Consider the following 26,760-nt stretch of genomic DNA (forward strand, 5'->3'; position numbering starts at 1 on the left):
CATTTATTAGATTGTCTTTAAAATAATCTGATAAAAATGAATATTCTTCCTTTAATTCTTTTATAGTTAATATTTCTAATTTTTTTCTATTTAGCATTATTATCACCCAAATCTATTTTTCTTACATTTCCCATTTGATGTTCTTCCCCAATTCTTGTTTCTCCTAAACAGTAAGAGCAAAGAGCTGAAGGCATAGAGAATCTTAATTTTTTTCCTTTTAATGTTTCAATGTTTTCATTGTTATCGTACATAAGAGTAGATAATTCATAAGCGCCTTGGCCAGTTAATCCATTTATATGTATTGTTTTTGCTTTTGGATTTACTGAATTTACTCTAGAAGCAAATACTTCTCTTTCTGCTTGAGAAACAATATCTCCTTTAGTTATAACAACAATATCAGCACTTTTTAACATAGGACCTATTTTTTTAGGTGTATTTATACCACTTAGATTATCTATTACACATATGGCTTTTATATCTTGAATATAAGGCGAGCATCTATTACAAAGTCCAGCACTTTCTGTAATTAAAATATCTAAATTCTTTTCTCTTCCCCACTGAACGACTTCTTCGATATTACTTACAAAATAATGATCTGGACAAAGAGAAGCAGATAATCCTTTTTTTACAGGAACACCTATTTTTTCATATATTAAATCATCATCTGTATATAGGCAATCAAATTTTACAACGCCTACTTTTATATTTCTCTGTTTGAAACTTTCTATAGTTTTAATAATAACCGAAGTCTTACCTGATGAAGGTGGACCAGAAAATGTAATTAGATTCATCTATTCTTCCTCCTTAATTGAATTATTAAATATTTCTTCACAATAATTAATTAATTTACCGATATCATTTGAATTTATAAAATCCCATCCAAGCCAAATAAATTTATTATTTTCTAATTTATTATCTACTTTAGGATGTGTAGATGGAAATAAACCTTTATGAGATAATATTTCTCCTATTTCTTTTGAAGCAAAAAATTTTGCTATATTTTCTAATTTATCTTTTTTATTTTTTTTAGTTAACATAAATATGGGAGATATAATAGCTCCATCTTCTGGCCATTGAGCTACCATAGGGCCTCCTTGACCTGTCATTTTTGTAAAAAAATAAGGCATAATAGTAACAATAGGTTTTTTCATTTTCAATCTATCTGATTTAACCATTTGAGCAGGATGCATACTTCTAAGCAGAGCTCTTCCAAGTCTTTTAACTCCATCTTCACCATATAATTTATAGATATTTAATAAAATAGCGTTGAATAAATCAAAATCTGAGACAGGTAAACTTATAGAATTTTCATATTCATCTGATAATATATCTGCCCAAGTTTTAGGAAATTTTTTATTTCCTAACTCTTCAGTATTTACCAAAAATACAGCAGGTACAACAGATATTATAGAATAATAATTATTAGGATCTTTTATATTTAAATCTTTAAAATCTTTGTTATATTCAGTTATTCCAGTAATATCTTCAAATATTTTTTCTTTTCTATATTGACCCATTAAGTCATCTTCAAAAAACAAATCAAATCCTGCAGAGATAAATATATCTGAGATGTTTGAACTATCTTTTTTAATACTTTCTTTTAACCAATCAAGACCACTTGAAGCTGCTTTTAAATCTGCAGAGATATTTAAAGAATTTTGTTTTTTAAATTTTTCAAATCCTTCTAATAATGGGACTCTTACCGGACAAGGCAAAAGACCAGTAATTGAAATATCACTATTAGTTTTAATTTCTGAATTTTTTAATGTAATATCTTCAGTTTCAATGTTATGAGAAATAAAATCGTTAATTCCTTCAAGGAATGCATCAACAGATAATTTTTTTAATTTTATACTTTGCTCTAATGATATTTTTCCGACAGTTTTTAACATTAAGTTATTTTCAAAACCTTTAAATCCCTTAGATTTGAAAAACTCTATTGTTTCTGGATATTTATTTAGTATTTCGATTATTGTCATTTCTTTATTTATAAAATTCATATTAAACCTCCTAAAAATATATCTTTTATTTCTTTACAAAACAAGTATACAATTTTCTATTGATTTTTTCAGTAACATAAGTTACTATATAATATATTATAATAAAAAAGTGAGGTATACAATGAAAAGATTAGTTGAAATGTCTATTTTTAAAGGTTTAAAAGAGATAGAAATAGAAAATATTTTAAAAAAAGTAAGATATAATATAAAAAAATATAAAAAAGATGAAGTAATTGCTTTTCGTGGAGATGAAGTTAACAATATGTTAATCTTATTAGAGGGATTTCTTTATACTGAAATGCAAAAAAATGATGGAAAATGTATTAAAATTGATGAATTAAAAAAAGGAGATATATTGGCAAGTGCATTTATTTTTGGAGAAATGAATTATTATCCAGTTGATATTTATTGTAAAAGTGATGCAGAAATATTTTGTATTACAAAATCTGAATTATTAAAGCTTTTTAGATTGAACGAACAAATACTTGTAAATTATTTAAATAATATATCGACAAAAACACAATTTTTAAGCAAAAAGATTTGGTTTGATTTTAAAAATAAATCAATTATAGAAAAATTAAGAGATTATATAAATGAAAATATAAAAGAAGATAATACGTTTAAATTTCATAAATCATTAAAAGATATATCGGAAACTTTTGGAGTAGCAAGACCATCATTATCAAGAACTCTATCACATTTGATAGATAAAAAAATAATAGAAAGAATAGGCAAAAATCATTATAAAATTTTAGATGAAGATAAATTATTAGAAGAAGAATAAATAGATTTTGAAAAACTTTCTTAATTATAGTATAATAGTTGTATTAATAATAATTAATGGAGGTAAGATGTATAAAAATTATTTTTTATTAGGATTTGGATTATCTATTCTAATAACGGGAATTATAATGAAAACTTCTTTAAAAGAAGAAAAAAATATTTTAAAATCTAAAGAAAAAATAGAAAAAATAGAAAAAAAAGAAGAGATAAAAAATAAAGAAGTAGAAAAAACAAAAGAAGAATTTGAAAAATTATTAAAAACAATTGAAGAAATTAATAATGAAAAAACAAATAAAATAAAAGAAGAAAAAAAAGAAGAAATTTCAGAAAAAATATTAACTAAAAAAGAAGAAAAAAAAGATAATCAAATAGAAATAAAAAAAGAAAAAAATATAGTAACGTTAGCAGAACAAAAAGAAAATAAAAATAACGAAATAAAAAAAGAGGTTAAAATAGAAACTAAAGAAAATAAAATTATTTTTGTAGAAAATAAAAATAAATTAATAGATGATTTTTCAAACATATATAACATTAATTTTGGTGATTTGAAAGATAAAGAAGAAATAAAAAATAAGTTAAAAAAAATATTAGATATTTCTTTAATAAGAGTAAAAGATAAAGAATATATAATAAGTAAAGATAAATTTCCAAAAGAAATAGCTATGGATATAAGCAATAAATTAAATAATTTATTTGGAATAGATTCTGTGTTAACAATAAAAGAGTGGAGATTAGTTTTATTGAAAGATAAAAATCTCGATAACTTGGTTAAAGAGCAAAAAAGATTTGAAAAATATATAGAACTTGAAATTTTTGAAAAAAATGGAGAATATATTTTACAATCAAAGAATATTTTCTTTAAAAAAATTGCAGTTGAATATGCAAATTTAATAAAAAATAAAGAAAATATAGATATAATTATTATGCAACAATAAAAAATGAGAGTTTTGACTCTCATTTTAAATATATCTAATTATTACTTCTTGCTACTTGAATTTCATTTAATACTTTTGCTAAAGCGACCCATTCATCTACATATTTTTTATTAAAGGGGTTATTCTTTAGTTCAAATTCTACGGCATTTAATTCTTCTAAGTAAAGTTGTTCATAAAAAGTAAGTTTATCCATAAACATGTAAACCACCTCCAAATATTTGATTATATAAGGTGCTGCATATATATTATATGATAAAAATTAATATTTCCTTTAAAAATTTTTATTTGTTACGATAATTAATATATAGGATAATATTACTTTAAAATTAAAATTTAATTAGAAAGGAGAAGATATGAAAAAAACACTTATTTTATTTATTTTATTAATGGGAGTTCAAGCGTATGCACTGGATATTACACTTAGATTACCTGTTAGTACAAACACAGCGTTTCAAAAATTAAATGAAACGGATAATAGTGCAAGAGTTGGTATAGGTTTAGAAGCAGGCCAAGACTTAATTACATTTTCAATAGGAGCAGGAATGGAATGGGACAAGTCTATTAGCTTAAGTACAGGAGAAAAATTTGCACCAAGATTGACTTATGGATATTTAAAATATAATTTATTTCCAGTAGCATTTAAACCATATTTAGTAGGTAAATACGGCTATATGAGTGCATATAGTAAATCTGGTTTTACATCTCTAGACACAAGTACTTTTTGGGGAATGGGGCTTGGAATAGATATATTTAATTCACAAGGTGAATTACTTTATACAAATTATCCAGTGACAATAAATGGTACAAAAGATACTATGACAATGATTACATTAGCTTTAGGAATAAAAATATTTTAATAAAAAAAGGGCTTTTATTTAAAAAAGCCTTTTTTTATTAAAAAGAGATAGCAATTTGCTATCTCTAAAATTAATTATTTTCTTATTCCTAATTCTTTTATTAAATTTCTATATCCTTCGATATCTTTAGATTTTAAGTAATTTAATAATCTTCTTCTTTTACCAACCATTTTTAAAAGACCTAATCTTGAATGATGATCTTTTTTATGAACTTTTAAATGTTCAGTTAAATGATTAATTCTATCTGTTAAGATAGCTACTTGAACTTCTGTAGAACCAGTATCTTTTTCACTTTTACCAAATTTTTTTACTAAATCTTTTTTGTTTGCCAACATTTTGTTACCTCCTAATTATATTATTATTTAATCCAAGTATAGAGCCGGCAACAGCTACTAAACCTAGAATAAATGCAACAAATTATATCATAATTAATAAATTATGTAAAGAATTAATTTTTATATTTTTTTAAATTTTCAGTAATAGTATCTTTTAAAAAATCTTCTTTTACTTGAGGAAAACCAATAATTTCTTCTAATTCTTCAGACATTATAGTTTCTTTTTCAAGAAGTTGTAAAGAAATTTTTTCAAGAAGTTCTATATTATCAGATAATATTTTTTTAGCGGAATTATATGCATCATTAATAAGTTTTTTAACTTCTGCATCTATTAGTTTAGCAGTATCTTCACTATATATTCTTTGTTTAAACCATTCTCCTTCTTGAGAATCATCAAGCATAAGAGGTCCAAATTTATCTACCATACCAAACCGAGTAACCATAGCAAGAGCCATTTTTGTAGCTCTTTCAATATCATTACTTGCTCCAGTAGTAATATCTCCAAATACAAGTTCTTCAGCAGCTCTTCCACCAAGAAGTGCTTGTAATTCTGATAAATATTCATTTTTTGATTTTAAATATTTATCTTCAGTAGGTAAACTCATAGTATAACCAAGAGCCGCCATACCTCTAGGAACAATAGTTACTTTATGTACAGGGTCTGTATGAGGAATCATCCATTGAACAAGTGTATGACCTACTTCATGGTAAGCTACAATATATTTTTCTTTTTCAATAGTAAGTCTAGATTTTCTTTCAGGTCCAATAGATACCTTTTCACTAGCTTCTTCTAAGTCAGCCATAGTAATAACAACTCTATTATCTCTAGCAGCTAAAATTGCAGCTTCATTTAATAAATTAGCTAAATCAGCACCAACAAAGCCAGGCGTTTTTCTAGCAACTACTTGTAAATCTACATCTTCGGCTAATTTTTTATTTTTAGAATGAACTTTTAATATTTCTTCTCTACCTTTTTTATCAGGTCTATCAACTACTACTTGTCTATCAAATCTACCTGGTCTCATAAGAGCTTTGTCAAGGATTTCAGGTCTGTTTGTAGCGGCAATAACTATAATAGTTTCATCATTTCCAAAACCATCCATTTCTACAAGAAGTTGATTTAGAGTTTGCTCTCTTTCATCATTTCCGCCACCTTGTCCACTTCCCCTTTTTCTACCAACAGCATCAATTTCATCTATAAATACAATACAAGGTGCATTTTTTCTAGCTTTTCCGAATAAATCTCTTACTCTTGAAGCTCCAACACCAACAAACATTTCAACAAATTCAGAACCAGAAATACTAAAAAATGGTACATTTGCTTCTCCAGCAACAGCTTTTGCTAAAAGGGTTTTTCCTGTACCAGGCGCCCCCATTAATAATACACCTTTAGGAATTTTAGCTCCAGCTTTTAAGAATTTTTTAGGTTCCTTTAAAAACTCTACTATTTCTTGAAGTTCAACTTTTGCTTCATCAGCTCCAGCAACATCATTAAAAGTAACTTTTACTTTTTGTGATGTTCCATCTTTTGTTTTAGATTTACCAATATTAAATATTTGAGGACCACCACTATTACTATTTCCTCTATTCATTCTATTTAGTAAAAATATCCATACAACTATAAGCAATATCATTGGTGACCATGATAAGAATATATTAGTTAATAAAAGTGGCATTCTATCAGGTTCTAGAGATATTACATCTATATTTTTTTCATCAATAATTTTCATTAGTTTTTCGTCTTGAGATATTCTATATGTTATCATTTTAGTTTTATATTTTTGTTTAGTTACATCATCATATGCATATAGATAGTCTTCTTTTTCTTCAACTCTTAGAATATTACCATTTTTAAGAGTATTAATAAATTCAGTATAAGATACTTCTTTTATAGTTTGAGTTGTAGAAGTTGATAAAAGATTTGGTAGGGAAATAATAAGGACAATCACAAAAAGAATTAATACAATATTTTTAAAATTAACTTTTAATTTTTTTTCGCTATTTTCATCAGAAAATAACTCTTCTAATATTTTATCTTTATCTTTTTTTGTATCTTCTTTTTTATCCTTTTTTTCTTCATTAGTTTTATTTTCTTTCTTATTCTCTTCTTTCTTATTTTCTTTAGAATCTAATTTTTCATTAGAATCATTAGACTCTTTATTCTCATTTTGAATATCTTCATTTTTTTGAACATCTTCATTTTCATGAGAATTATTTTGATTTTCATAATCATTATTCATTAGTTTCTACCTCCTTAAGTTCGATTATTAAAAATTTTTTAGTAGTTGTGGTAGTCTTAAATTCTTCGCTTAATCGAATATTACCAACACAAACTATTTTATCATTATTAATTATTAAAGGCAAAGAATTTCTTTTATATTTATCAATTTTTTCATTTATAAAGAAATCTTTTAATTTTTTTTTGTTTTTTGAGCCAATAGGGATAAAAAAATCGCCTTTTTTTCTTGTACGAATTAAAAATTCATTATGTAAAATTTTATCTTTATCAATACAAAAAACATTATTTTTTGAAATATACTTATCACTTTCTCTAATAGAAATATAATAATTATTAAATATTAAATTTGAATTAATTTTTAATGTTTTTTCTAAAGAATTGTTATTAAGAATTTTAATATTATCAGAAATATAAAATTCATTATATATTTTATATAATTTTTTTTGCTCATTTAATAAGTATTCTTTGCTACCATTTGAATACAACAAATTAAAAATTTTATTAATTTTTTTTCTGTTATAGGCAATATTATTGTTTTTTAGAATAGTTTTAATAATTTCTTTTTGTAAGTATTCTGGAAAAGATATAAGTTTATCAATATCAAATTTCTTTCCAGAGTTATTTATATAATTATCAATTTCTTTTTTAAAGTATTTATTAATGTCATTTAACTCATCAATTAAAGATATGATTTTATCTTTAAAATTTGAGTTAAATTCTTTTTCAAAATATGGAATTAATTCAAGTCGAATTTTATTTCTAGTATAAATTGATTTGAAATTACTCTCATCAATTTGATATCTCAAATTATTTTCTTCTAGAAATTTTAGAATTTCCTCTTTTTTGATATATAATAAAGGACGAATATAATAATCTCTTTTTACAGGAATAGAACAAAGTCCATCTATAGATGTTCCTCTCGATAGTCGAAACATAAATGTTTCTACATTATCATCTAAAATATGTGCAAGAGCCACTTTATTAGCGCCTATTTTATTTTTTATTTCTTTAAAGAAGTTGTATCTAACTTCTCTACCAGCTTCTTCTTCACTAAGTTTAAAAGAGGTAGCATATTTTTTTATATCTACACTTTTTATAAAAGTAGGAATATTGTATTTTTTACCTAATTCAATAACAAATTGTTCATCTAAATCAGCATCTATTCCTCTTAAGTTATGATTGATATGTGCAAAATAAAGAGATAAATTATATTTAGATTGTAATTTATAAAGTAAATGAAATAAACAAACTGAATCAGGACCACCTGATAATGCAATAATTATTTTATCATTTTTTGAAATTAAATTATTATTTTGTATAGTTGATAAAAATTTATTATAAATTCTCACTATTTTCCTTTCTATTTTTCAGCAATTTGATAATTTATGCTTTTGATGCTAACACCTTGATAATATTTTTTTAATATTTCAATATAATTTTTACCTTTTTTAGCTAATGTATAAGCACTCCACTGAGGAAGTCCTACACCATGTCCAGAACCACTACCAGAAAAATAAAAATAATTTCCTGATGATTTTATTGTGAACATTGTACTAAAAATTTTAGAATAACCTACTATTTGACGCAATTTATCCCCAGAAATAGTAATTGTTTTATCGCCTATAATTTTTACTTTTTTAGCACGCTTACTTTTTATTTCAATGATTTTAATATAAGAGACTTTGAATCCTATTAATTTTGAAAAATCTTGCTTATTAATTTTATAACTCCAATGTCTACGAGGTGATTCTATATCATTTTTTCTATCATCAACACTTCTAAGATAAGGAATTTTACTTCCCCAAACATCTTCACTATTAGCAGTATATCCTCCACTACTAGCATGAAAAAGAGCGTTTATATATTTTCCATTATAAGTAATAACTTGATTTTCTGTCTGATTAATCAAATCATTTATTCTTTTGTTTTCTTTATTATAACCTAAATATACCTGAGAAGTAACTCCATCTTCTACATCATATAAATCAAACTTTTTATTTTTCATTGAATAGAATAAATATGTTCTAGCTGCAACAGCTTGAGCCTTTATAGCTTCGTCAGGAAATGAAAAACCTATTTCTGAAGGAACAACACTATATAAATATTCTTCGGTTCTTACTATATTAATAGGAAGAATATGGTTATTATGCGGTAATAATTCTAATTCGCCTCTATAAGTAGAATATGTTTTTCCATTTTTACTAATATCAAACATTGAAATAATATCTAATTTTTTTATTATTATTTTGTTAGTTATGCTATTTAAAATTTTTATTTTATTATTATAGTAAGTGATTTTTATACTATCATTTTTAGAAAGTATAGAAGTTTTGTTATTATATTTTATTAATAAATTTCCGTTAATAGACTTTATATAAATAGAATTACTTTCAAATCTTTTTAAACCTACTCTAATTAAAGGACCAAAAGTATCTAAAGATAATTGATAATCAAATGAAAATGAAAAAGTTGATAATAAAATAAAAAATAATAATATTTTTTTCAATGTTAAATCTCCTTTATTATTAAATCATTATTATAGATAAAAAGTATCTCTTTTTTCTCTTTTTTATTATTTATTATATCATAATTAAATATTTCATATTCAGTTTTTTTATAAGCTTCTCGTTTAGATTTGAAATTTAAATTATTTAATAATTCATTATATTTTTCTTTATCAGTATTTCTTTTGAACCAATATGGAAAATATCCCGTTTTTCCTATTGAGAGATAATCAAATTTTAAATATTCTATAAAAATATCAATATTTTTAAAAGATTTGTCTAAATAAAATTCATATAAATAATTAAATATAGACACTTGTTTATGAGCGACATTAATTAATTTTCTCTTTTTATAATACTCAGAAATATTTTCATAAAATTCAAAAGGTGAATCATAAAAATTTATTAAGATATAATTTAAAGATTTTAAAAATTTATTAGAATTATAATAAAAATCTAACGCTTTTTCAATATTTTTTAGTTTTACAAGGTCATTAAAAGATATATAATTATTACTTAAGACTTCGTATGGTGGGAAATCGAGATAATTATAATTATATTTACTAACAAGACTCTCCATTTCAGTACCATTTAAAATTTTTAAAAAACCTAATTGTATCATTTCAGCTTTTAAAGAATGAACATAATTAAATGATTTTTTAAATGTATTATAATCTTCTTCAGGTAAACCAGCTATTAAATCAACATGTAAATGTATATTATCTTTTATATCCAAAATATTTTTTTTGAGTATTTCTAATTTATTTGTTCGATGAATAATATTTAAAGTTTTTTCATTAATAGTTTGAATTCCTATTTCAAATTGGAAATATTTTCTAGGAACTTTTTGTAAAAATTTAATAACCTCTTCATCAAATAAATCTACACTTATTTCAAAATGAAAAGTAGTTTTTTCATTATAATTTTCTAATAAAAATTTCCATATTTCTAAATATCTTTTTTTATTAAGATTAAAAGTTCTATCAACAAATTTTACTAATTTTACTTTTTTATTAATAAATTTCATTAAATCAGTTTTAACTCTTTCTAATGAAAAATATCTAACTTTTTTATCAAGTGAAGACATGCAGTAAGCACAATTAAAAGGACATCCTCTTGAAGATTCATAATATAATATTAATGGTGATGTTTCAGATAATTCATTTTCATCATATGGGAAAGGAATTATGTCTAAATTTAAAATAGGTGTTTTATATCCATTAAATGTTATTTTCTTTTCTTTTCTATAATAAATACCTTTTACAGAGTCAATGTCTTTAGTTAAAAATTCTAAAAAAATTTCTTCACCTTCACCAGAAATGATATAATCAATTTCTTTGTATAAATTCATTAGTTTTTCTGCTTGATAAGATACTTCAGGTCCGCCTAATAAAATTTTTGTATTAGGTAAAATCTTTTTTATTTCAATAATTAATTTATATACATATTCACTATTCCAAATATACGTTGAAATAGCAATTAAATCAGGATTTTCTTCATTTATAGTAGTCAAAATTTCGAGTAAATGATTATTTATAGTTTTTTCAATTAAATTTATTTTATAAAAGCTATTTATTTCAATATATTTTTTTATATATCTAAGAGCAAGATTAGTATGTACAAACTTACTATTTATTGCTAAAAATAAAATATTTTTCATTAACTTCTCCTTATCAAGAAAAAATAAGCGTTCTATATTAAAGAACGCTATTTTTGATATATCATTAAATTTTCATTGTTAAATTTTCTATATGTAAAATTATTATCAATTCCATTTAATGTTTCAGAATGTCCTAAAATAAAAAATCCATTAGGATTTAACTTATCATAAAATTTATCGACAATCTCTTTTTGAGTGTGTTTTTGAAAATAAATAAATACATTTCTACAGAAAATAATGTCCATTTTAGGAATACTTGTAAATCTATCAGTTAAATTAAATCTTTTGAAAGTTACTAAAGATTTAAGCTCATTTTTCACAGTAACAATACCATTTTTTTCATCAATATCAAAATATTTTAAATATTTTTTTTCAACATTTTTAATATCTTTAATATCATATTTTCCTTCTTTAGCAATATTTAAAACTTTTTGATTTAAATCAGTACCTAAAATTTTAATATTTTTTCCTTTTAATTCAGGTATTTCTTTCAAAACAGCAGCTATAGTATATGCTTCTTTTCCAGTAGAAGCAGCAGCACTCCAAATATTGATAGTAGAAATTCTTCTATTGGCTAATAATTCAGGTATTACCATTTTTTCTAAAGCGATAAATTGTTTATCATGTCTAAAAAAAGATGTTTCGTTAGTAGTAACTTCATCAAAAAATTTAATTACTTCCGGATCAGACATTGACTTGTTTTTTATTATATTAAAATATTTAGTATAAGAATCAAGTTCTAAATCTCTAAGTCTTCTTCTTACTCTATTTTGTAAGATAGTTTTTTTATTTATTGTATAGTGTATACCACTTCTCTCATAAATATAATCTCTAAAAAGTTCAAATTCTTTGTCATTCATTTCAATTTTGATAATCATTAAAAATTACTTCCTTTCTTATATCTTAGATGTTCTTTATATGTAGTAGAAAAATGATGAACTCTATCTTTGGTTAATACAAAATATAAATAGTTACTATTTTTAGGATTTTCAGCCGCTAAAAAAGATATTTTTCCAGGATTTGAAATAGGTGTAGGCGGAAGTCCTTTATAATAATATGTATTATATTTTGAGTTTATTTTTAGATCTTTTTTAGAAAAATTACTTTTTTGGTAATTAAATAGATATGCTAAAGTAGCACATGATTGAAGTTTCATATTTATATTTAATCTGTTATGAAATACAGAAGAAATCAAATATTTTTCTTTATCATTAGCTGCTTCTTTTTCTATGATTGATGCAAGAATTAAATTATTATAAAATTTATTTTTATCAGGATAATTTTTAGGTGGATACTTTTTTAAAAAATTATCTAAAAACATATTTATAATTTCATTTTCAGATTGTGATTTAGTAAAATAATATGTATCAGGATAAAAATAGCCTTCAAAATTTTGATTTGGTGTAGGATAATAAAAATTTTTTTTATTTTTTAAAATTTCTTCAAATTTTTTAATATCAATTAAATTATTTGAATTTAATCTATTTTTAACCTGTTTTAATGTAAATCCTTCAGGAATAACAATTTTGATTATTTTATAAGAATTTTTAGTAAATTCTTTAAATAATTCATTTTTTGTATAGTAATTATTTAAATTAAAAGTACCTGCTTTTATTTTTTTCGAATCAAAAAAAAATTTAAAAAAAACTCTATCAAAAAAGTTATAATTTATATTTAATTTGTTATATATTTTTTTAATAGTATCATTTGTATTTATTGTAATATTTAATTGATAAAAATTTTTATTATAATAAAAATCAAAATAAAAGTAACCGCTACTTAAAATTAATACAGTAAAAATCAAAAAAAATATTTTTTTAAATTTCATAAATTTCCTCTTAATATTAGATTTTCCTTACATATTATATCATATAAAAATAAAGATTAGAATATTTATTTTTTATTAATATAATAATTTATTGTAATAGCATTTTCAAGTTTTATTTCCATTTCATTTTCTTTAAATAAAAATTCTTCAATTAAAATGTATTTTTCGTTATCTTTATTAAAATAATATCTTCGTTCTAAATTTTTTAATGAGTTTTGCTTAAAATTACTATCAAGAATAAAATCTTGTTTTAGGATTTCACCTTTTTTTTTCTCTATTTTTTTAGGAAAATTATCTATGCTATTTAATATTTCGATTGTTTTACTTTTCATATATTATTCACCTCATAAATATTTACGAGGAAAAATAAAAAATCCTTTAAATTAAAATAAGAAAATCTAAAAAAATTAGAATTTTATCAAAATATATAGAGTGATTAAATAATAAACTTATTTTTTAACTAAACCTATTCCATCTCCAAAAGGTAAAAGAGTAAAATCATGGTTTTGATATAAATAGTCAATAAAATTATCTAGTTTTTTAACAATTGTTTTAAAACGTTTAGGATATTCTTTATATAAATATCCTCTAAACATAATATTATCAATAAATATTAATCCATTTTCATTCAACAAATTATATGAAGTATTAAAAAAATTTTGATATTGACCTTTTGCAGCATCAATAAATATAAAATCATATTTTTTATTAAGTGTAGGAATAATATCTAAAGCATCACCAAGTAATATGTCAATATTATTGTTGTTTGACTTTTTAAAATTAGATTTTGCAATATCATATCTTTCTTTATCTATTTCTAGCGTTGTAATATGACAATTATCGTTTAAGGTTTTTGACATAATAAGTGTAGAATATCCAATAGCACTTCCAATTTCTAAAATATTTTGATATTTATTAGTAGAAAGTAAAAATCTAAGAAATTCTTTAACTTCTTTTGTGATTATTGGAATATTATATTTTTCAGCATATTCTTCTAATTCTAAAAAAAATGTATTTTTTTCATTTAATTTTGAATATATATAGTCGTTTGCTTGCTTTAATTCTTCAAGCATATTAATCTCCTTTCGTTATAAATATTAAGAATTTTTTTTCAATTTAATAATATAAAACGCATCTAAAAAATTATCAAATATATTAATACCGTTATATTTATCTTTGATGAAATTAACATTTTTGGGGATATCAGTTTCAACAACAGAAAAATTAGAATGTGTCTCTAAAAACTTACGTATGTTAGCTGTATTTTCTTCTTTAGTTATAGTGCAAGTACTATAAACTAATATTCCACCCTTTTTTAATTTTTTACTAGCAGAATTTAATATATCTAATTGTAATCTAGCAAGTTCCTCAACATTAGATATTGTTTTATTGTATATAGCTTCTGGTTTTTTTCTAATTACACCAAATCCACTACACGGAGCATCAACTAAAATTTTATCAAATTCACCATTTAATTCATTTATTTTTCTTGCATCATGTAATATAGGATAAACATTTTTAATACCCATATTTTCAGCATTATTTTTAATAAGTTTAATTTTATGTTCGTGAATATCAAGAGAAATTATTTCACCAGTATTATTCATTGATTCAGCGATAACCATAGATTTACCGCCAGGAGCACTACAAGCATCAAGAATTCTATCATCTTTATTAGCGTTTAAATTTTTTGCTGCAATATATGAGGAAGCATCTTGAACTGTTAATTTTCCAGATTTAAATTCATCTGTATTTAATATTTTTCCATCAGATAAATAATATACAAAATCAACTTGCTTTAAGATTTTTATATTTAATTTATTTAATAAATTTAAAAATTCTTTTTCAGTATACTTTAATTTATTAATTCTTATACTTAAGTAAGGTGTTTCTTTTAAAGTTTTTAAAATTTCTTTAAAGTTTTTGGGATAATCGGATTTTATTTTATTATAAAACCATTTTGGATAAGAGTATAAAAGGTACTCTTTTTTATTTAATAATGAATTAAAAATTTCATTTTTTTCACGAAAAATTTTTCGTAAAACACCATTTACAAAATTAGCTACTTTTTTATCATATTTATTTTTTGTAAGTTCAACAGCTTCCCAAACGACTCCTTTTTCATCACTATCCATAAAAAGTCCTTGGTAAAGGGATAAACGGAGTAGATTTTTTAACCAAGGATATTCTATTTTTTTTGTATATGTACGCAAAACATATTCTAAAAACATCTGTTTTCTAATCATTCCGTAAAAGACTTCAGTAATAAAAGATTTTTCTTTTATTGGTAAATTAGGATTTTCCCTAAAATAATCATTTAATGCAATATTAGAATATTTTCCGGCTTCATAGTGAGAAAAAACATCTATTATTCTCTCTTTTATATTCATATAACTCCTTTCAAAAATGTAGATTAACAATAATAATATATTTTATTGCTGTATTCTACAATAAAAAAAGGGTAAATAACCCTTTTTTTATAAATAAATTTTAATCTTTAAATTTTTTTGGTTTAATCCATTCGCTTTTTTTCCCTTGTGTATAATTATTTTCAAATTCTTTTTTGAATTCATAAAAGTTATTATTAAGGATAGCCTCTCTGGCGTTATTCATCATTTTAATTAAAAAATATAAATTATGGTATGTAGCAAGTCTTTGTCCAAGGATTTCACCTGTTTTAAATAGATGTCTTATATACCCTCTTGTATAATTTTTACATACATAGCAATCACAATCTTCATCTAAAGGTCTTGTATCTTCTGAATAACTAGCATTTTTAATCACTAATCTACCATACTTAGTAAATACAGTACCGTGACGCCCAATTCTACTAGGTTGTACACAATCCATCATATCTACTCCGTTAGCAACAGCTTCAAGCATATCAAGAGGCTCACCAACGCCCATAAGATATCTAGGTTTTTCTTCTGGTAATTTTGGAGTAATATAATCTAATATTCTATACATATCTTCTCTAGGTTCACCAACTGCAAGACCACCTATAGCGTATCCTGAAAAATGATCATCCATTTCAGTTAATTCATTTAAGCTTTGATCTCTTAAATCTTCATAGATTCCACCTTGAACTATTGCAAACAAACCTTGTCTATCAGGATTTTTATTTGCTTTTATACATCTTTTAGCCCATCTAGTAGTTCTTTCAAGAGAGTCTTTCATGTATTCTCTGTCAGCAAGTCCAGGAGGACATTCATCAAAAGCCATCATTATATCAGAACCAAGATTATTTTGTATTGAAATAGATTTTTCAGGTGAAATAAAATGTTTTGACCCGTCTATATGTGATCTAAAATTTACACCTTCTTCTGTTATTTTTCTAAGGGCTCCCAAGCTAAACACTTGAAATCCACCACTATCTGTTAAAATAGGTTTATTCCAATTCATAAATTTATGTAAACCACCAAATTTAGCTACAATTTCATCAGTAGGTCTTAAATATAAATGGTAAGTATTCCCAAGAATTATTTCAGCATTAATTTTTTCTAATTCTTCTGGAGTCATTGTTTTAACAGTTGCTTGAGTTCCAACAGGCATAAAAACAGGTGTTTTTATATTTCCATGTGGAGTATTTATCTCTCCAGCTCTAGCTTTTCCATCTTTTTTTTCAAGTTTATATTTAACAGGTAACATCTTTCCTCCTATATATCTCTTTTTACACTAACTATACCTTTGATTTTTTCTAGGTTAGCTGTAAGCCTTTTAAATTGCTCTCTTTCATTTAATTCAATAGTTAAATGAAGTTTTGCATATTTTTCACCATTATTTTTATAGCTATGTGTATTTATACCTAAAAGATTCATTTTGCTTTCAGAAATTAAATTAATAATATCTTTTAATAAATTATTTCTATCAAAAGCAATTATAGTAAAATTAAAAATAAATTTAGTAAACTTGTTTTTAACTATAGATTCATTCCATTTTACGGGGATTATTCTTTCAGGTTCTTTATTTTTTAAAGAAATCAAATTTTTACATGTCTTTATATGTACAGTAATACCTTGACCACGTGTAACATAACCTTCAACATCATCACCAGGTAAAGGAGTACAACATTTTGCAAATCTTACAAGAGTATTATCAGTACCGTTTATAATAATAGCATTATCGTCATTAGATTTTATTTTTTTATTATTTTTATCTAAAATCTCTTCTAAATTATTTTCAATATTTTTTTCTTCAATAGGTTTAAATTTTGAAATAAATGTATCTAATGGAATTCGACCTATACCAATTTGAAAAAGTAAATCATTAAAATTTGGAAGACTTTGTTTTTTTATAAAATCTTTTGCTATATTAGAATTTTCAATATCTTTTAATTTTAAATTATATTTTAATAGCTCTTTTTCAACCATAGATTTACCTAATTTATAATTTTCTTCAAACTCTTGGTCTTTTATCCATTTTTTAATTTTTGATTTTGCACTATGAGTAACAACAATGTTTAACCAATCTCTTCCTGGACCTTTAGCAGATTTAGAAGTAATGATATCTACTTGATCTCCATTTTTTAATTTATAATCAAGTGGAACCATTCGATTATTTACTTTAGCCCCAATACATTTATAACCTATTTGTGTGTGAATATGAAAAGCAAAATCAAGAGGAGTAGCACCATTTGTAAGTTCAATAACATCTCCTTTAGGTGAAAATACAAATACAGTATCATTTAAAATATCACCAGTAACAGTATTGATAAATTCTTCTGATGTTTCAGCTTCGTTTTGCCATTCTAAAATATTCCTAAGCCAAGAATAGATGTTATCTCTACGGTTAGTTTTTATTTTTTCTTTATATGCCCAATGAGCAGCAATTCCTTCTTCGGCGATTTTATGCATTTCATGAGTTCTAATTTGGATTTCAATATATTTTCCATTAGGACCAACAACAGTAGTATGAATTGATTGATAGCCATTTGCTTTTGGAACTGCTATATAATCTTTAAATCTACCTGGTACAGGAATCCAAATATTATGTATTATACCAAGGCTATTATAACAATCCGCTTTTGATTTAACGATTATTCTAAGAGCTGTTAAATCATATAATTCTTCAAAATTTTTGCCTTTTTCATACATTTTTTTATAAATACTATAAAAATGTTTTACTCTACCAGATACTTCGCCTTTTATATCATATTTTTCTAGTTCTATTTTTAAATAATTTAAAACATTTTCTGTATATTTTTCTCTTTCATGTCTTTTACTATTCACAAGCTCTACAATTTGTCTATATATTTCTGGATGTAAATAAGAAAATGCAATATCTTCTAATTCCCATTTTATTTTTGCAATTCCTAGTCTATGAGCAAGAGGAGCAAAAATGTTTAATGTTTCTTTTGCTATACTAATTTGTTTTTCCGGCTTCATAAATTTAAGTGTTCGCATATTATGAAGTCTATCAGCTAATTTAATTATAACTACTCTTACATCTTTAGCCATAGAAACTATCATTTTACGAATGTTTTCATGCTGTTTTTTGGTTCCTTCTGGCAAGTTTTTAAGCTTTGTTACACCGTCAACAAGTTCAGCTACTATTTCACCAAAATTATATATAATATCAGTTTTTGATATCATTGTGTCTTCAATTACATCATGTAATAAACCAGCAATAATAGTATCTGTGTCCATGTGAAGTTCAATTAAAATTTTTGCAACAGCAACGGGATGTGCAATATATCCTTCACCAGATCTCCTAACTTGACCTAAATGAGCTTCTTTAGCAAATTCATAAGCAATCATTATTTTTTCTATATTTAAATTATTACTAGCAGATTTTTTTATAGCAATAAGTAAATCATTACGATATTCCATCTATTCACCACATTTCTTTATCTTTTAAAAAAATAGACGACTCATAAGAGTCATCTCTAGTATTTTAAAATTGAAAATACATTATGTCCATTTAATTTATCTACACCATTTAAATCTTTAAGTTCAATCATAAAAGCTAATTCGTGTATTTTAGCACCAATTTTATCTACTAAATCAATCATAGCTCTCGCTGTTCCGCCAGTAGCTAAAAGATCATCTACAATAACAACAGTAGATTCTTTTTCAATAGCATCTTCATGTATTTCAATAGAGTTAGTTCCATATTCTAAAGTATAATCAGCAGAAATTGTTTTATATGGAAGCTTTCCTTTTTTTCTTACAGGAATAAATCCAGCTCCAATATTATATGCAATAGCAGCTCCAAAAATAAAACCTCTAGCGTCAGCTCCTAATACATAATCGATATTTTTATCTTTATATCTTTCAGTGAAAATATCTATAACATCTTTTAATCCTTTTTTGTTTTTTAATAATGTAGTAATATCTCTAAAAAGTATTCCTTTTTCTGGAAAATCAGGAATTGTTCTTATTAAGTCTTTTAAATAATCAAAGTTTTTTTCCATTTTAATTATATTTCCTCCTAAATATTTATAATATACACTGAATTTTTATTCTACAAGATAAATATAATAATGTCAACCTTATTCCCAAATATTTCCAATATATTTGATATTTTTATCATTGTTTTTAAAATAATCAATTAGTTCTTTTTTTATGTTTGGATACATAACAATATTATCTATTTTATTAATATCAATGTATTTTAAGTCAACCAATCTTTTTTCTTTTGATAATTTTAAAATACCACTACTATATTCTACTTCAAAAAAGAAATTAATAATATGTTTTTCTCCATTTGGATCAATAGCTTCAGAAATAAAAAGTAAATCATTCACACGTATATTTAAATTTGTTTCTTCAATAAATTCTCTTTTTAATGCTTTTTGCATAGTTTCTCCAAAGTCAACTCCACCACCAGGTAATAACCAATATTCTTTTCCGTTTTTTTTATGTTGAATTAACAATAATTTTCCTTCTTTAACAAGTATTCCAGCAACACGGACTCTTGGATTTTTATTCATAATTATAACCCCTTTATAGCTAATATTGTAATATCATCATTTTGTTTATTTCCATTAGTAAATTTTTTTATATCAAACATTAAATTTTCAATTAATGCTTTTGCATTTAGTTGATGGTATTTTTTAATGCTGTCATATAATCTTTCAAATTCAAAAAAATCATTATTTAAACTTCTAGCCTCTACAACACCATCGGTATATAAAAGGAAAACATCATCTTTATTGTATTTTATAATTTCTTTTTCAAAAGTTTCTTCTAAGAAACCTAAAACAGTACCTCCAGCTTGATACTCTAAAATAGTATTGTTTTTAGAATCATAATGTAATACAGGGTCATGTCCAGCATTTGAAAGTTCAATTTCTTGTTTTTCAGTATCTATTTTAAAACAAACAGCAGTAACAAATTTACCATTTAAGTTTTCAGTTATTAAATAATCATTTAATAACGAAAGTATTTTTTCTGGAGAAAATTCATTTAATTTTGTAATAGACATTTTAAAAGTAGTTTTTAACATACTCATTAATAAAGATGCAGGAATACCTTTTCCAGAAACATCAGCAACAATACCAATAACAATATTTTCATTTATTTGAATTAAATCATAATAATCTCCACCAACTGCTTTTGCAGGAATATTTATACCATAGAAGTCACCGTTTTTAGGTTTAGGCATTTCTTGAGGAAATAATCCTGCTTGTATTTGGCTAGCAATTTTTAATTGTTCTTCTTCTTTTCTTCTTTCAATTTCTTTATTTAAAAAGTCGATATTTTGTACAGCAATTGATATTTGATTTGCGAGTGAAGTTAAAAAACTTACATTTGCAGCTGAAAATTCAGTTTCTTTATTAAACAGTATAATTCCACCAATAATTTTTTTCCCATTAAATAAAGGAACTTCAAGGAAATTTTTTAATTTTTTTCTTAGCGTAGACGGTAACAAAGAGAAATTAGGTAAAATTGAAACATTATTTACGATAACTTCTTTATCACTATTTTTAATAAAGAAAAAAATATTTTCCATTCTTGATAAAAGTTTTAACTCAGCTTTTAATTTAGAATCTTCAACATTTACTATTGAAGAGATTTTGATATTATTATGTTCGTAATAATATATTAATCCAAATTCAGCTTCGATTATATCAAGTGAAAGTTCAATTATTTTTTCTTCTAATTCTTTTTTGTTATATATCTTACCAATTTCTTTTCCTATTTTATATAAAGTTACGATTTCTTCATACATGTTAGAAACTTCATCTAATTGAAGTTCTAAATTATTTTCAGTATCTTTTAATTTTAAATTTAATTCTTCGATTTTTTTATCTTTATTTTTTAATTTTAAATTTAACTGTTTAACAAAATATAAATTATTTAACATATGTGTAAATCCTTGAATAATAGCTTTTGTCAATTTAAATAATAATTCGTTTTCTAAATATTCAGTATCATTTATATTTATGAAAATAACTCCATGATGGATATAATAATTTTTCAGATTAATTATAAAATTATAACCACTATTATAGTTATAATCTGTATGAACAAAAATTCCACCTTCAACATTTTTTATTTTATTTAATATTTCTTCAGAAATTTTATTTTCATTAGATAGTTGACTAAAAATTTTAAAGCCTTTAGAAGAATTTTTATAGATAATTAATTCTTTTATATCAAAATATTTTGTTAGATAAAAAGAAATTTCATCAAAGAACATATCATAACTGATATTAGAATTCTCTAAGGCATCAAAAACTTGTAAAAAAGCATCTAATAAAAAATCTTTTTTTAATATCAAATTATTATCTTTTGTTATTTTATTTATAAGTTTATTAGTTTGTTCTTCTTGAAAATTTAATTTTTCAGATTTATTTTTATCTAATAAATTATAGTTATATTCTAGTTCAGTTATTTTATTAAATAATTTATCTATTTCTTCGTTAAAAAAATATTCAAATGTACTAAAACTATCAAAACCAAAAAAATTTCTATATGTAGAATTATTTAAATTAAATTTAGAATTTTTATTCATAATTTTTTTTATTGTTTTTGAAAAATAGAGTCGTAATCTGAATTCATATAAAAAGTAGCTAAAAGTAAGAATAATTATTTGAAAAAAATATAAAATAATATAATTTTGAATATAAAAATCAAAATTATTTAATAATTTTAATACAATAATTGGAGAAAAGAAAAAAAGAATAAAAACAATAATTTTATATAGAAAATTAATTTGCCAATCTTTCATTATTTTTTACTTCCTTTTCTATTATTTTTTTTAATTCTAATATTTTATTATCAAAAATATCAGCTTCCGGTGTTAAATTTATATATTTTTTTGCATTAATAAAATCTTTTTCATTGACACAAATTTCAGTAATAAAAATAACCATTTTTTTATTAACACCGTTTTTTATGAAATATTTATTTATAATATTTAATGCCTTTTTATATTCATTGAGATTATAATATAAATGTTTTGAATATAAAATATTAATTTCAATATTATTAGGGTATTTTTTATATAAAGATACTAATAAAGGATGAAGATTTGAAATATCATTTAATTTAAATAAAATATTAACTAAAAAAATATCAGTATCAATATTATTATTTTTAATAAGAATAATATTATTATATGCATTTTTATAATCATTTAAGGCATAATAAGTTTTAGATTTTAATATTAAAATCTTATCATTTAATTGATCATAAGATATCTTTTTTAAATAATTTAAAGCTTTTATATATTTTTCTTGATTATAATATAAAACAGAAATATTATAGAGTGTATTTGTATCATTAGATTTTTTTGATAATATTTTTAAATAATAAGATTCTGCAGTATTATAATCCTTTTTTTCGCTATAAATAAAAGCAAGGTTTTGTAGTGTAAAAATATTTTCAGAGTTAATAGAATAAGCATCTAAAAAACTTTCAAGTGCAACTTGTATTTTATTTTGATTAAGAGCATTAATTCCCTTAACAATTGCATAATTTTCTTGTTTTTTATTGTTTTCTATTTGTTTTTTTTGTGAATTACTACATCCAAAATTAAAAATAAGTATAAAAATAATAAATAGTTTAAATAATTTATAATTCATCCTTTGTAATTTTCACCTCTTTATAAGTAGTAATTAATTCTTCAGGATATATTGCGCCTCCAGATATAATAAGTTTAAAAGCATCTTCAATTTTCATATTTAAAAAAATTACTTCTTCTACTTTAGTCATAATAAACATACCAGATGTAGGATTAGGAGATGTAGGAATAAAAACACTACATAATTCATTTTTATTTATATGTTCATTATCAAAAAAACCTTTATTATTAGTTAAGAATCCAATACTATATATACCTTTTCTAGGGTATTCAACTAAAACAACCTTTTTATAAGATTTAAAATCTTTAGAAAATAATATATTATTAAATTGTTTAAATGTAGAATAAATTGGTTTTACTAAAGGTAATTTTAAAAAAACATTTTCAAAATAATTAATTCTTTCATAATTTATAAAATGACTTACAAGTAAACCAATTATATAAATTATAAAAAAGACTAATGCAAGAGATAAAAAGTTGGATAAAAAGTATTTTATAAAATCAATATTTATTCCTATATCATTTTCTAAAAAAATATCAACTAAATATTGCATAGGAAGTATTTGTGTAACTGTATGAATAGTTAACTTAAAGATAAATGAAAGAATATAAATAGTTGCAAATAAAGGCAATGTAGCTATTATCCCCGCAATAAAGTATTTTTTTAAATTGTTTCTTATTTTGTTATTCACCTTTATCACCATTATTTTCTGTATTATTTATAATAATAAGAACTTTATCAATACGTCTTTCTTCAATTTTCATTACACGAATAGTTAGATTTTCATGAGTTATTGTGTCATTGATTACAGGAATACGCCCTAATACTGAATAAATAAATCCACCTAAAGTATCATAATCATCAGAAATAGGGATATTTATATTTAACTCATTATCTAAATCGTCAATTGAGATCATTGCATTAACAAGATATTTAAAATCGCTTAATTTTTTAATTAATTCACCATCGTCATCATCATCAAATTCATCACTTATTTCACCAATAATTTCTTCAATCAAGTCTTCTATTGTAACAAGACCATTAATTCCACCATATTCATCGACAACCATCGCAATATGAATATGTGCTTTTTTAAATTCTTTTAATAAAGCATCAAGTTCTTTTGTTTCTGGAACAAAATATGCTTCTCTGACAAAATTTTTAATAGGTAAATGAAGTTTATTTTCTTTTATTACAGTAAATAAATCTTTTACGTATATAATTCCTATAATATTATCTATTTTTTCTTCATAAACAGGTATTCTAGAAAATCCACTATCAATTATATCATCCCAAATATCTTTTACAAGTTGAGAACCTTCTAAAACAAACATAGTAGTTCTAGGAATCATTACTTCTTTTACAGTGGTATCACCAAATTCAAAAATAGAGTGTATCATTTCTTGCTCTTCTTCTTCTAAAACGCCTTCATCTTTTCCGACATTAACAAATGATTTAATGTCTTCTTCAGTAATTAAAAGTTTATTTTCGTTTAATTCAACACCAAAAAACTTACTGATAATTCTAGAAACAAAAATAAGTATTTTAGTAATAGGATAAAATATTATATTTAAAATATTTATAATTCTTATTACAGACATAGAAATTTTTGTAGGGTAATTTTTCGCTATAATTTTTGGAGTTATTTCACCAAAAATTAATATAATAATAGTCATTATTCCAGTAACCAAAAGTATTGTATTAGCATTATTACCAATTAAAGTAATTGCTAAGGTAGTAGCAATTGATGATGCTAGAATATTTACAATATTATTTCCAATTAATATTGCAGTAAGAAATTCATTTGGTTTTTTTAACCAAAGTTTTAAAAGTTTTGCAATGTTTTCATTTTCTTCTTCGACTTTTTTTAATTTTGTCATCTTAAATCCAGTAAGAGCAGTTTCGGATGACGAAAAAAATCCAGATAAAATTATTAAAAAAATTAACAATATAATCTGACTATACGTTTCCAAGTAAGTACACCTTCCTTAATTAAAAAATATTTTTTATTAAATCAGTTTCAGTAATTATACCTTCTAACGAATCATTATTAAAAATTAGAGCGTAAGTATAATTATCTTCAACTAGCTTAGTAACTAAATTTTCTAGGGTATCATTAATATCTATTTTTAAAAAATTTGTTTCCATAATTTCTTTTGCAAGATAACCAGTAAGTTTATTTAATCTTTCTTTAAAAGATTTACTATTTGGTAATTGTAAAATTAAATCATTTATAGCAATAACAGGTGGTAGTGGAGCAGATTCTTTTTTTATCAATAAAGATTTTCTTTCAACAACACCAATAACTTTGTTATTTTCAATAACAGGCAATTTACCTATATTTTTTTCTTTCATTATATGAATAATTTCTTTTATATTTGTATCTGAAGATATAGTAACTATATTTCTTGACATAATATTAGTAATTTTTTTCATTTTAACCACCTCAAATTTAAATTAATTTTAGCATAAATACAGTTAAATTACAAGAATATATACACTTTAAATTATTCTGTTTTAGGAAGCACATATATCCATGTTTCAGTAGCTAGAGAATAATTAATAATTTCTTCTTTTTTAAAAAATAAATTAATTTCACGAATTGCACTTTCTTTTGAATCAGAAGTATGGATAACATTTTTTCCAGTATCAAGAACATAATCTCCTCTAATAGTTCCCGGAAGGGCATCAGAAGGTCTTGTAGCTCCTGCCATGGTTCTAACTATATTAATAACATTTTCACCTTCTAAGACCATAGCAACTACAGGTCCAGCAGTAATTCCTTTTACCAATTCATCAAAAAATGGTTTTTCTGTATGTTCAGCATAATGTTGTTTTGCAAGTTCTTCACTCATTTGCATAAGTTTAAGTCCTACTAATTTTATTCCTTTTTTTTCAAATCTAGTTATTATTTCACCAATTAATTCTCTTTGTACTGCACCAGGTTTTACCATTGCAAAAGTTTGTTCCATATTTTTTCCTCCTTAAGATAATAATTTAAATTAGTTATAAAATTATTATTTGATAATGATAATTTTTATTTTATAACTTTTTAATAATAATTTACTTATTTCTATTTTCGATAAAAAATAAAATATCCTTTTTTATAATTAAGATAAATTTATATTATAAATAAAAAATATTGTGAAAATTGCAAGTTTAATTGCACACATCTACCCCTATGCTAATTTAACTAATTTTTCTTCATAAACTTCATTTGGACTTTTAAATCCAAACATTTTTCTTGGATAGTTATTCATCCATCTTTCTATTTCCTTTACTTCTTCTCTTATTAGGTCTTTAAAACTACTTCCCTTCTTTAGAAATCTTCTTATCAGTTTATTCTGATTTTCATTACTTCCTCTTTGCCAAGAACTATATGCATTTGCAAAATATTGTGTCGTCCTTTTTTTCTTACTTCCTGTATATGATTTCTCTATCCTTTCATAATCTAAAAACTCACTTCCATTATCTGTTGTTATTGTTTTAAATTCTTCTCTAAAGTTTTTTACTCCTATTTTTCTTTCTAATCTATCTAATGCTTTTATTACCGAGTTTTGTGTTTTATTAGCCAATAATTCTATTATTT

27 protein-coding genes are annotated in these 26,760 nt (G+C 23.2%); 3 read left to right on the plus strand and 24 right to left on the minus strand.

What is annotated here, in order from left to right; all coding sequences use genetic code 11:
• Positions 1-86 precede the first annotated feature (86 nt).
• Together EV215_RS08390 and EV215_RS08395 are read right to left on the minus strand one after the other, a co-directional pair.
• The gene (locus EV215_RS08390) at positions 87-791 is read right to left on the minus strand and encodes a GTP-binding protein (protein WP_134113560.1); all 705 of its coding nucleotides are present in this window, start codon (positions 789-791) and stop codon (positions 87-89) included.
• Positions 792-2,000, minus strand: a complete 1,209-nt coding sequence (locus EV215_RS08395; protein ID WP_134113561.1) for an ABC transporter substrate-binding protein — start codon at positions 1,998-2,000, stop codon at positions 792-794. It lies immediately after the preceding gene.
• Positions 2,001-2,121: 121 nt separating this feature from the next.
• On the opposite strand from EV215_RS08395, the gene EV215_RS08400 reads away from it, so the two are divergent.
• Entirely contained in the window at positions 2,122-2,784 is a 663-nt protein-coding gene (locus EV215_RS08400; RefSeq protein ID WP_134113562.1) for a Crp/Fnr family transcriptional regulator, read from the plus strand.
• A 67-nt stretch (positions 2,785-2,851) separates the two neighbouring features.
• Positions 2,852-3,718 carry a hypothetical protein gene (locus EV215_RS08405; protein WP_134113563.1) on the plus strand — a complete coding sequence of 289 codons (867 nt, stop codon included), beginning with the start codon at positions 2,852-2,854 and terminating at the stop codon, positions 3,716-3,718.
• 34 nt (positions 3,719-3,752) lie between these two features.
• Here EV215_RS08405 and EV215_RS10525 read toward each other — a convergent pair whose 3' ends face one another.
• Positions 3,753-3,917, minus strand: a complete 165-nt coding sequence (locus EV215_RS10525; RefSeq protein WP_166667388.1) for a hypothetical protein — start codon at positions 3,915-3,917, stop codon at positions 3,753-3,755.
• 154 nt (positions 3,918-4,071) lie between these two features.
• Between EV215_RS10525 and EV215_RS08410 the strand changes: the two genes are divergently transcribed.
• Positions 4,072-4,575: a hypothetical protein gene (locus EV215_RS08410; RefSeq protein WP_134113564.1), complete on the plus strand. Its 504-nt coding sequence runs from the start codon at positions 4,072-4,074 to the stop codon at positions 4,573-4,575.
• A gap of 74 nt (positions 4,576-4,649) precedes the next feature.
• Here the strand turns inward: EV215_RS08410 and rpsO are convergent, their stop codons facing one another.
• The 21 genes from rpsO to EV215_RS08515 form a co-directional block, all read right to left on the minus strand.
• Positions 4,650-4,910 carry a 30S ribosomal protein S15 gene (gene rpsO / locus EV215_RS08415; protein ID WP_134113565.1) on the minus strand — a complete coding sequence of 87 codons (261 nt, stop codon included), beginning with the start codon at positions 4,908-4,910 and terminating at the stop codon, positions 4,650-4,652.
• Positions 4,911-5,023: 113 nt separating this feature from the next.
• Positions 5,024-7,150, minus strand: a complete 2,127-nt coding sequence (gene ftsH, locus EV215_RS08420; RefSeq protein WP_134113566.1) for an ATP-dependent zinc metalloprotease FtsH — start codon at positions 7,148-7,150, stop codon at positions 5,024-5,026.
• On the minus strand, positions 7,143-8,498 hold the full coding sequence (tilS, locus tag EV215_RS08425) for a tRNA lysidine(34) synthetase TilS (RefSeq protein WP_134113567.1): 1,356 nt from the start codon (positions 8,496-8,498) through the stop codon (positions 7,143-7,145). The genes ftsH and tilS overlap by 8 nt, the downstream gene beginning before the upstream one ends.
• Before the next feature lie 11 nt (positions 8,499-8,509).
• Positions 8,510-9,655: a SpoIID/LytB domain-containing protein gene (locus EV215_RS08430; RefSeq protein ID WP_134113568.1), complete on the minus strand. Its 1,146-nt coding sequence runs from the start codon at positions 9,653-9,655 to the stop codon at positions 8,510-8,512.
• A 2-nt stretch (positions 9,656-9,657) separates the two neighbouring features.
• Positions 9,658-11,313: a B12-binding domain-containing radical SAM protein gene (locus EV215_RS08435; protein WP_134113569.1), complete on the minus strand. Its 1,656-nt coding sequence runs from the start codon at positions 11,311-11,313 to the stop codon at positions 9,658-9,660.
• Positions 11,314-11,360: 47 nt separating this feature from the next.
• A complete protein-coding gene (locus EV215_RS08440) occupies positions 11,361-12,191 on the minus strand; it encodes a CheR family methyltransferase (protein WP_134113570.1) in 831 nt (276 codons plus the stop codon).
• The gene (mltG, locus tag EV215_RS08445) at positions 12,191-13,141 is read right to left on the minus strand and encodes an endolytic transglycosylase MltG (RefSeq protein WP_134113571.1); all 951 of its coding nucleotides are present in this window, start codon (positions 13,139-13,141) and stop codon (positions 12,191-12,193) included. Before mltG ends, EV215_RS08440 begins: the two co-directional genes overlap by 1 nt.
• Positions 13,142-13,206: 65 nt before the next feature.
• Positions 13,207-13,473: a hypothetical protein gene (locus EV215_RS08450; protein WP_134113572.1), complete on the minus strand. Its 267-nt coding sequence runs from the start codon at positions 13,471-13,473 to the stop codon at positions 13,207-13,209.
• A gap of 117 nt (positions 13,474-13,590) precedes the next feature.
• Positions 13,591-14,214 carry an O-methyltransferase gene (locus tag EV215_RS08455; protein ID WP_134113573.1) on the minus strand — a complete coding sequence of 208 codons (624 nt, stop codon included), beginning with the start codon at positions 14,212-14,214 and terminating at the stop codon, positions 13,591-13,593.
• A 24-nt stretch (positions 14,215-14,238) separates the two neighbouring features.
• On the minus strand, positions 14,239-15,531 hold the full coding sequence (gene rsmB, locus EV215_RS08460; protein ID WP_134113574.1) for a 16S rRNA (cytosine(967)-C(5))-methyltransferase RsmB: 1,293 nt from the start codon (positions 15,529-15,531) through the stop codon (positions 14,239-14,241).
• Positions 15,532-15,631: 100 nt separating this feature from the next.
• Entirely contained in the window at positions 15,632-16,789 is a 1,158-nt protein-coding gene (gene tgt / locus EV215_RS08465; RefSeq protein ID WP_134113575.1) for a tRNA guanosine(34) transglycosylase Tgt, read from the minus strand.
• Positions 16,790-16,797: 8 nt separating this feature from the next.
• Positions 16,798-18,969, minus strand: coding sequence for a RelA/SpoT family protein (locus EV215_RS08470; RefSeq protein ID WP_134113576.1), 2,172 nt, complete (start codon positions 18,967-18,969; stop codon positions 16,798-16,800).
• Positions 18,970-19,025: 56 nt separating this feature from the next.
• Complete coding sequence (locus EV215_RS08475) at positions 19,026-19,553, minus strand: adenine phosphoribosyltransferase (RefSeq protein WP_243832410.1); 528 nt, start codon at positions 19,551-19,553, stop codon at positions 19,026-19,028.
• A gap of 78 nt (positions 19,554-19,631) precedes the next feature.
• Positions 19,632-20,072, minus strand: coding sequence for an NUDIX domain-containing protein (locus tag EV215_RS08480; protein ID WP_134113578.1), 441 nt, complete (start codon positions 20,070-20,072; stop codon positions 19,632-19,634).
• Between the two features lie 2 nt (positions 20,073-20,074).
• The gene (locus EV215_RS08485) at positions 20,075-22,099 is read right to left on the minus strand and encodes a GAF domain-containing SpoIIE family protein phosphatase (RefSeq protein WP_166667389.1); all 2,025 of its coding nucleotides are present in this window, start codon (positions 22,097-22,099) and stop codon (positions 20,075-20,077) included.
• A 196-nt stretch (positions 22,100-22,295) separates the two neighbouring features.
• Positions 22,296-23,171 carry a tetratricopeptide repeat protein gene (locus tag EV215_RS08490; RefSeq protein ID WP_134113580.1) on the minus strand — a complete coding sequence of 292 codons (876 nt, stop codon included), beginning with the start codon at positions 23,169-23,171 and terminating at the stop codon, positions 22,296-22,298.
• The gene (locus tag EV215_RS08495) at positions 23,161-23,862 is read right to left on the minus strand and encodes a DUF502 domain-containing protein (protein WP_166667390.1); all 702 of its coding nucleotides are present in this window, start codon (positions 23,860-23,862) and stop codon (positions 23,161-23,163) included. Before EV215_RS08495 ends, EV215_RS08490 begins: the two co-directional genes overlap by 11 nt.
• Positions 23,855-25,144 carry a hemolysin family protein gene (locus EV215_RS08500; RefSeq protein WP_134113582.1) on the minus strand — a complete coding sequence of 430 codons (1,290 nt, stop codon included), beginning with the start codon at positions 25,142-25,144 and terminating at the stop codon, positions 23,855-23,857. Before EV215_RS08500 ends, EV215_RS08495 begins: the two co-directional genes overlap by 8 nt.
• A gap of 19 nt (positions 25,145-25,163) precedes the next feature.
• Positions 25,164-25,607 carry a CBS domain-containing protein gene (locus tag EV215_RS08505; protein ID WP_134113583.1) on the minus strand — a complete coding sequence of 148 codons (444 nt, stop codon included), beginning with the start codon at positions 25,605-25,607 and terminating at the stop codon, positions 25,164-25,166.
• 71 nt (positions 25,608-25,678) lie between these two features.
• Positions 25,679-26,143, minus strand: coding sequence for a nucleoside-diphosphate kinase (gene ndk, locus EV215_RS08510; protein ID WP_134113584.1), 465 nt, complete (start codon positions 26,141-26,143; stop codon positions 25,679-25,681).
• A gap of 207 nt (positions 26,144-26,350) precedes the next feature.
• Positions 26,351-26,760, minus strand: a 410-nt coding sequence (locus tag EV215_RS08515; RefSeq protein ID WP_134113585.1) for an IS30 family transposase, incomplete at its 5' end; no start/stop codon positions are given.

The sequence above is a fragment of the Hypnocyclicus thermotrophus genome (assembly GCF_004365575.1).
GTDB classification, from domain to species: Bacteria; Fusobacteriota; Fusobacteriia; order Fusobacteriales; family Fusobacteriaceae; genus Hypnocyclicus; species Hypnocyclicus thermotrophus.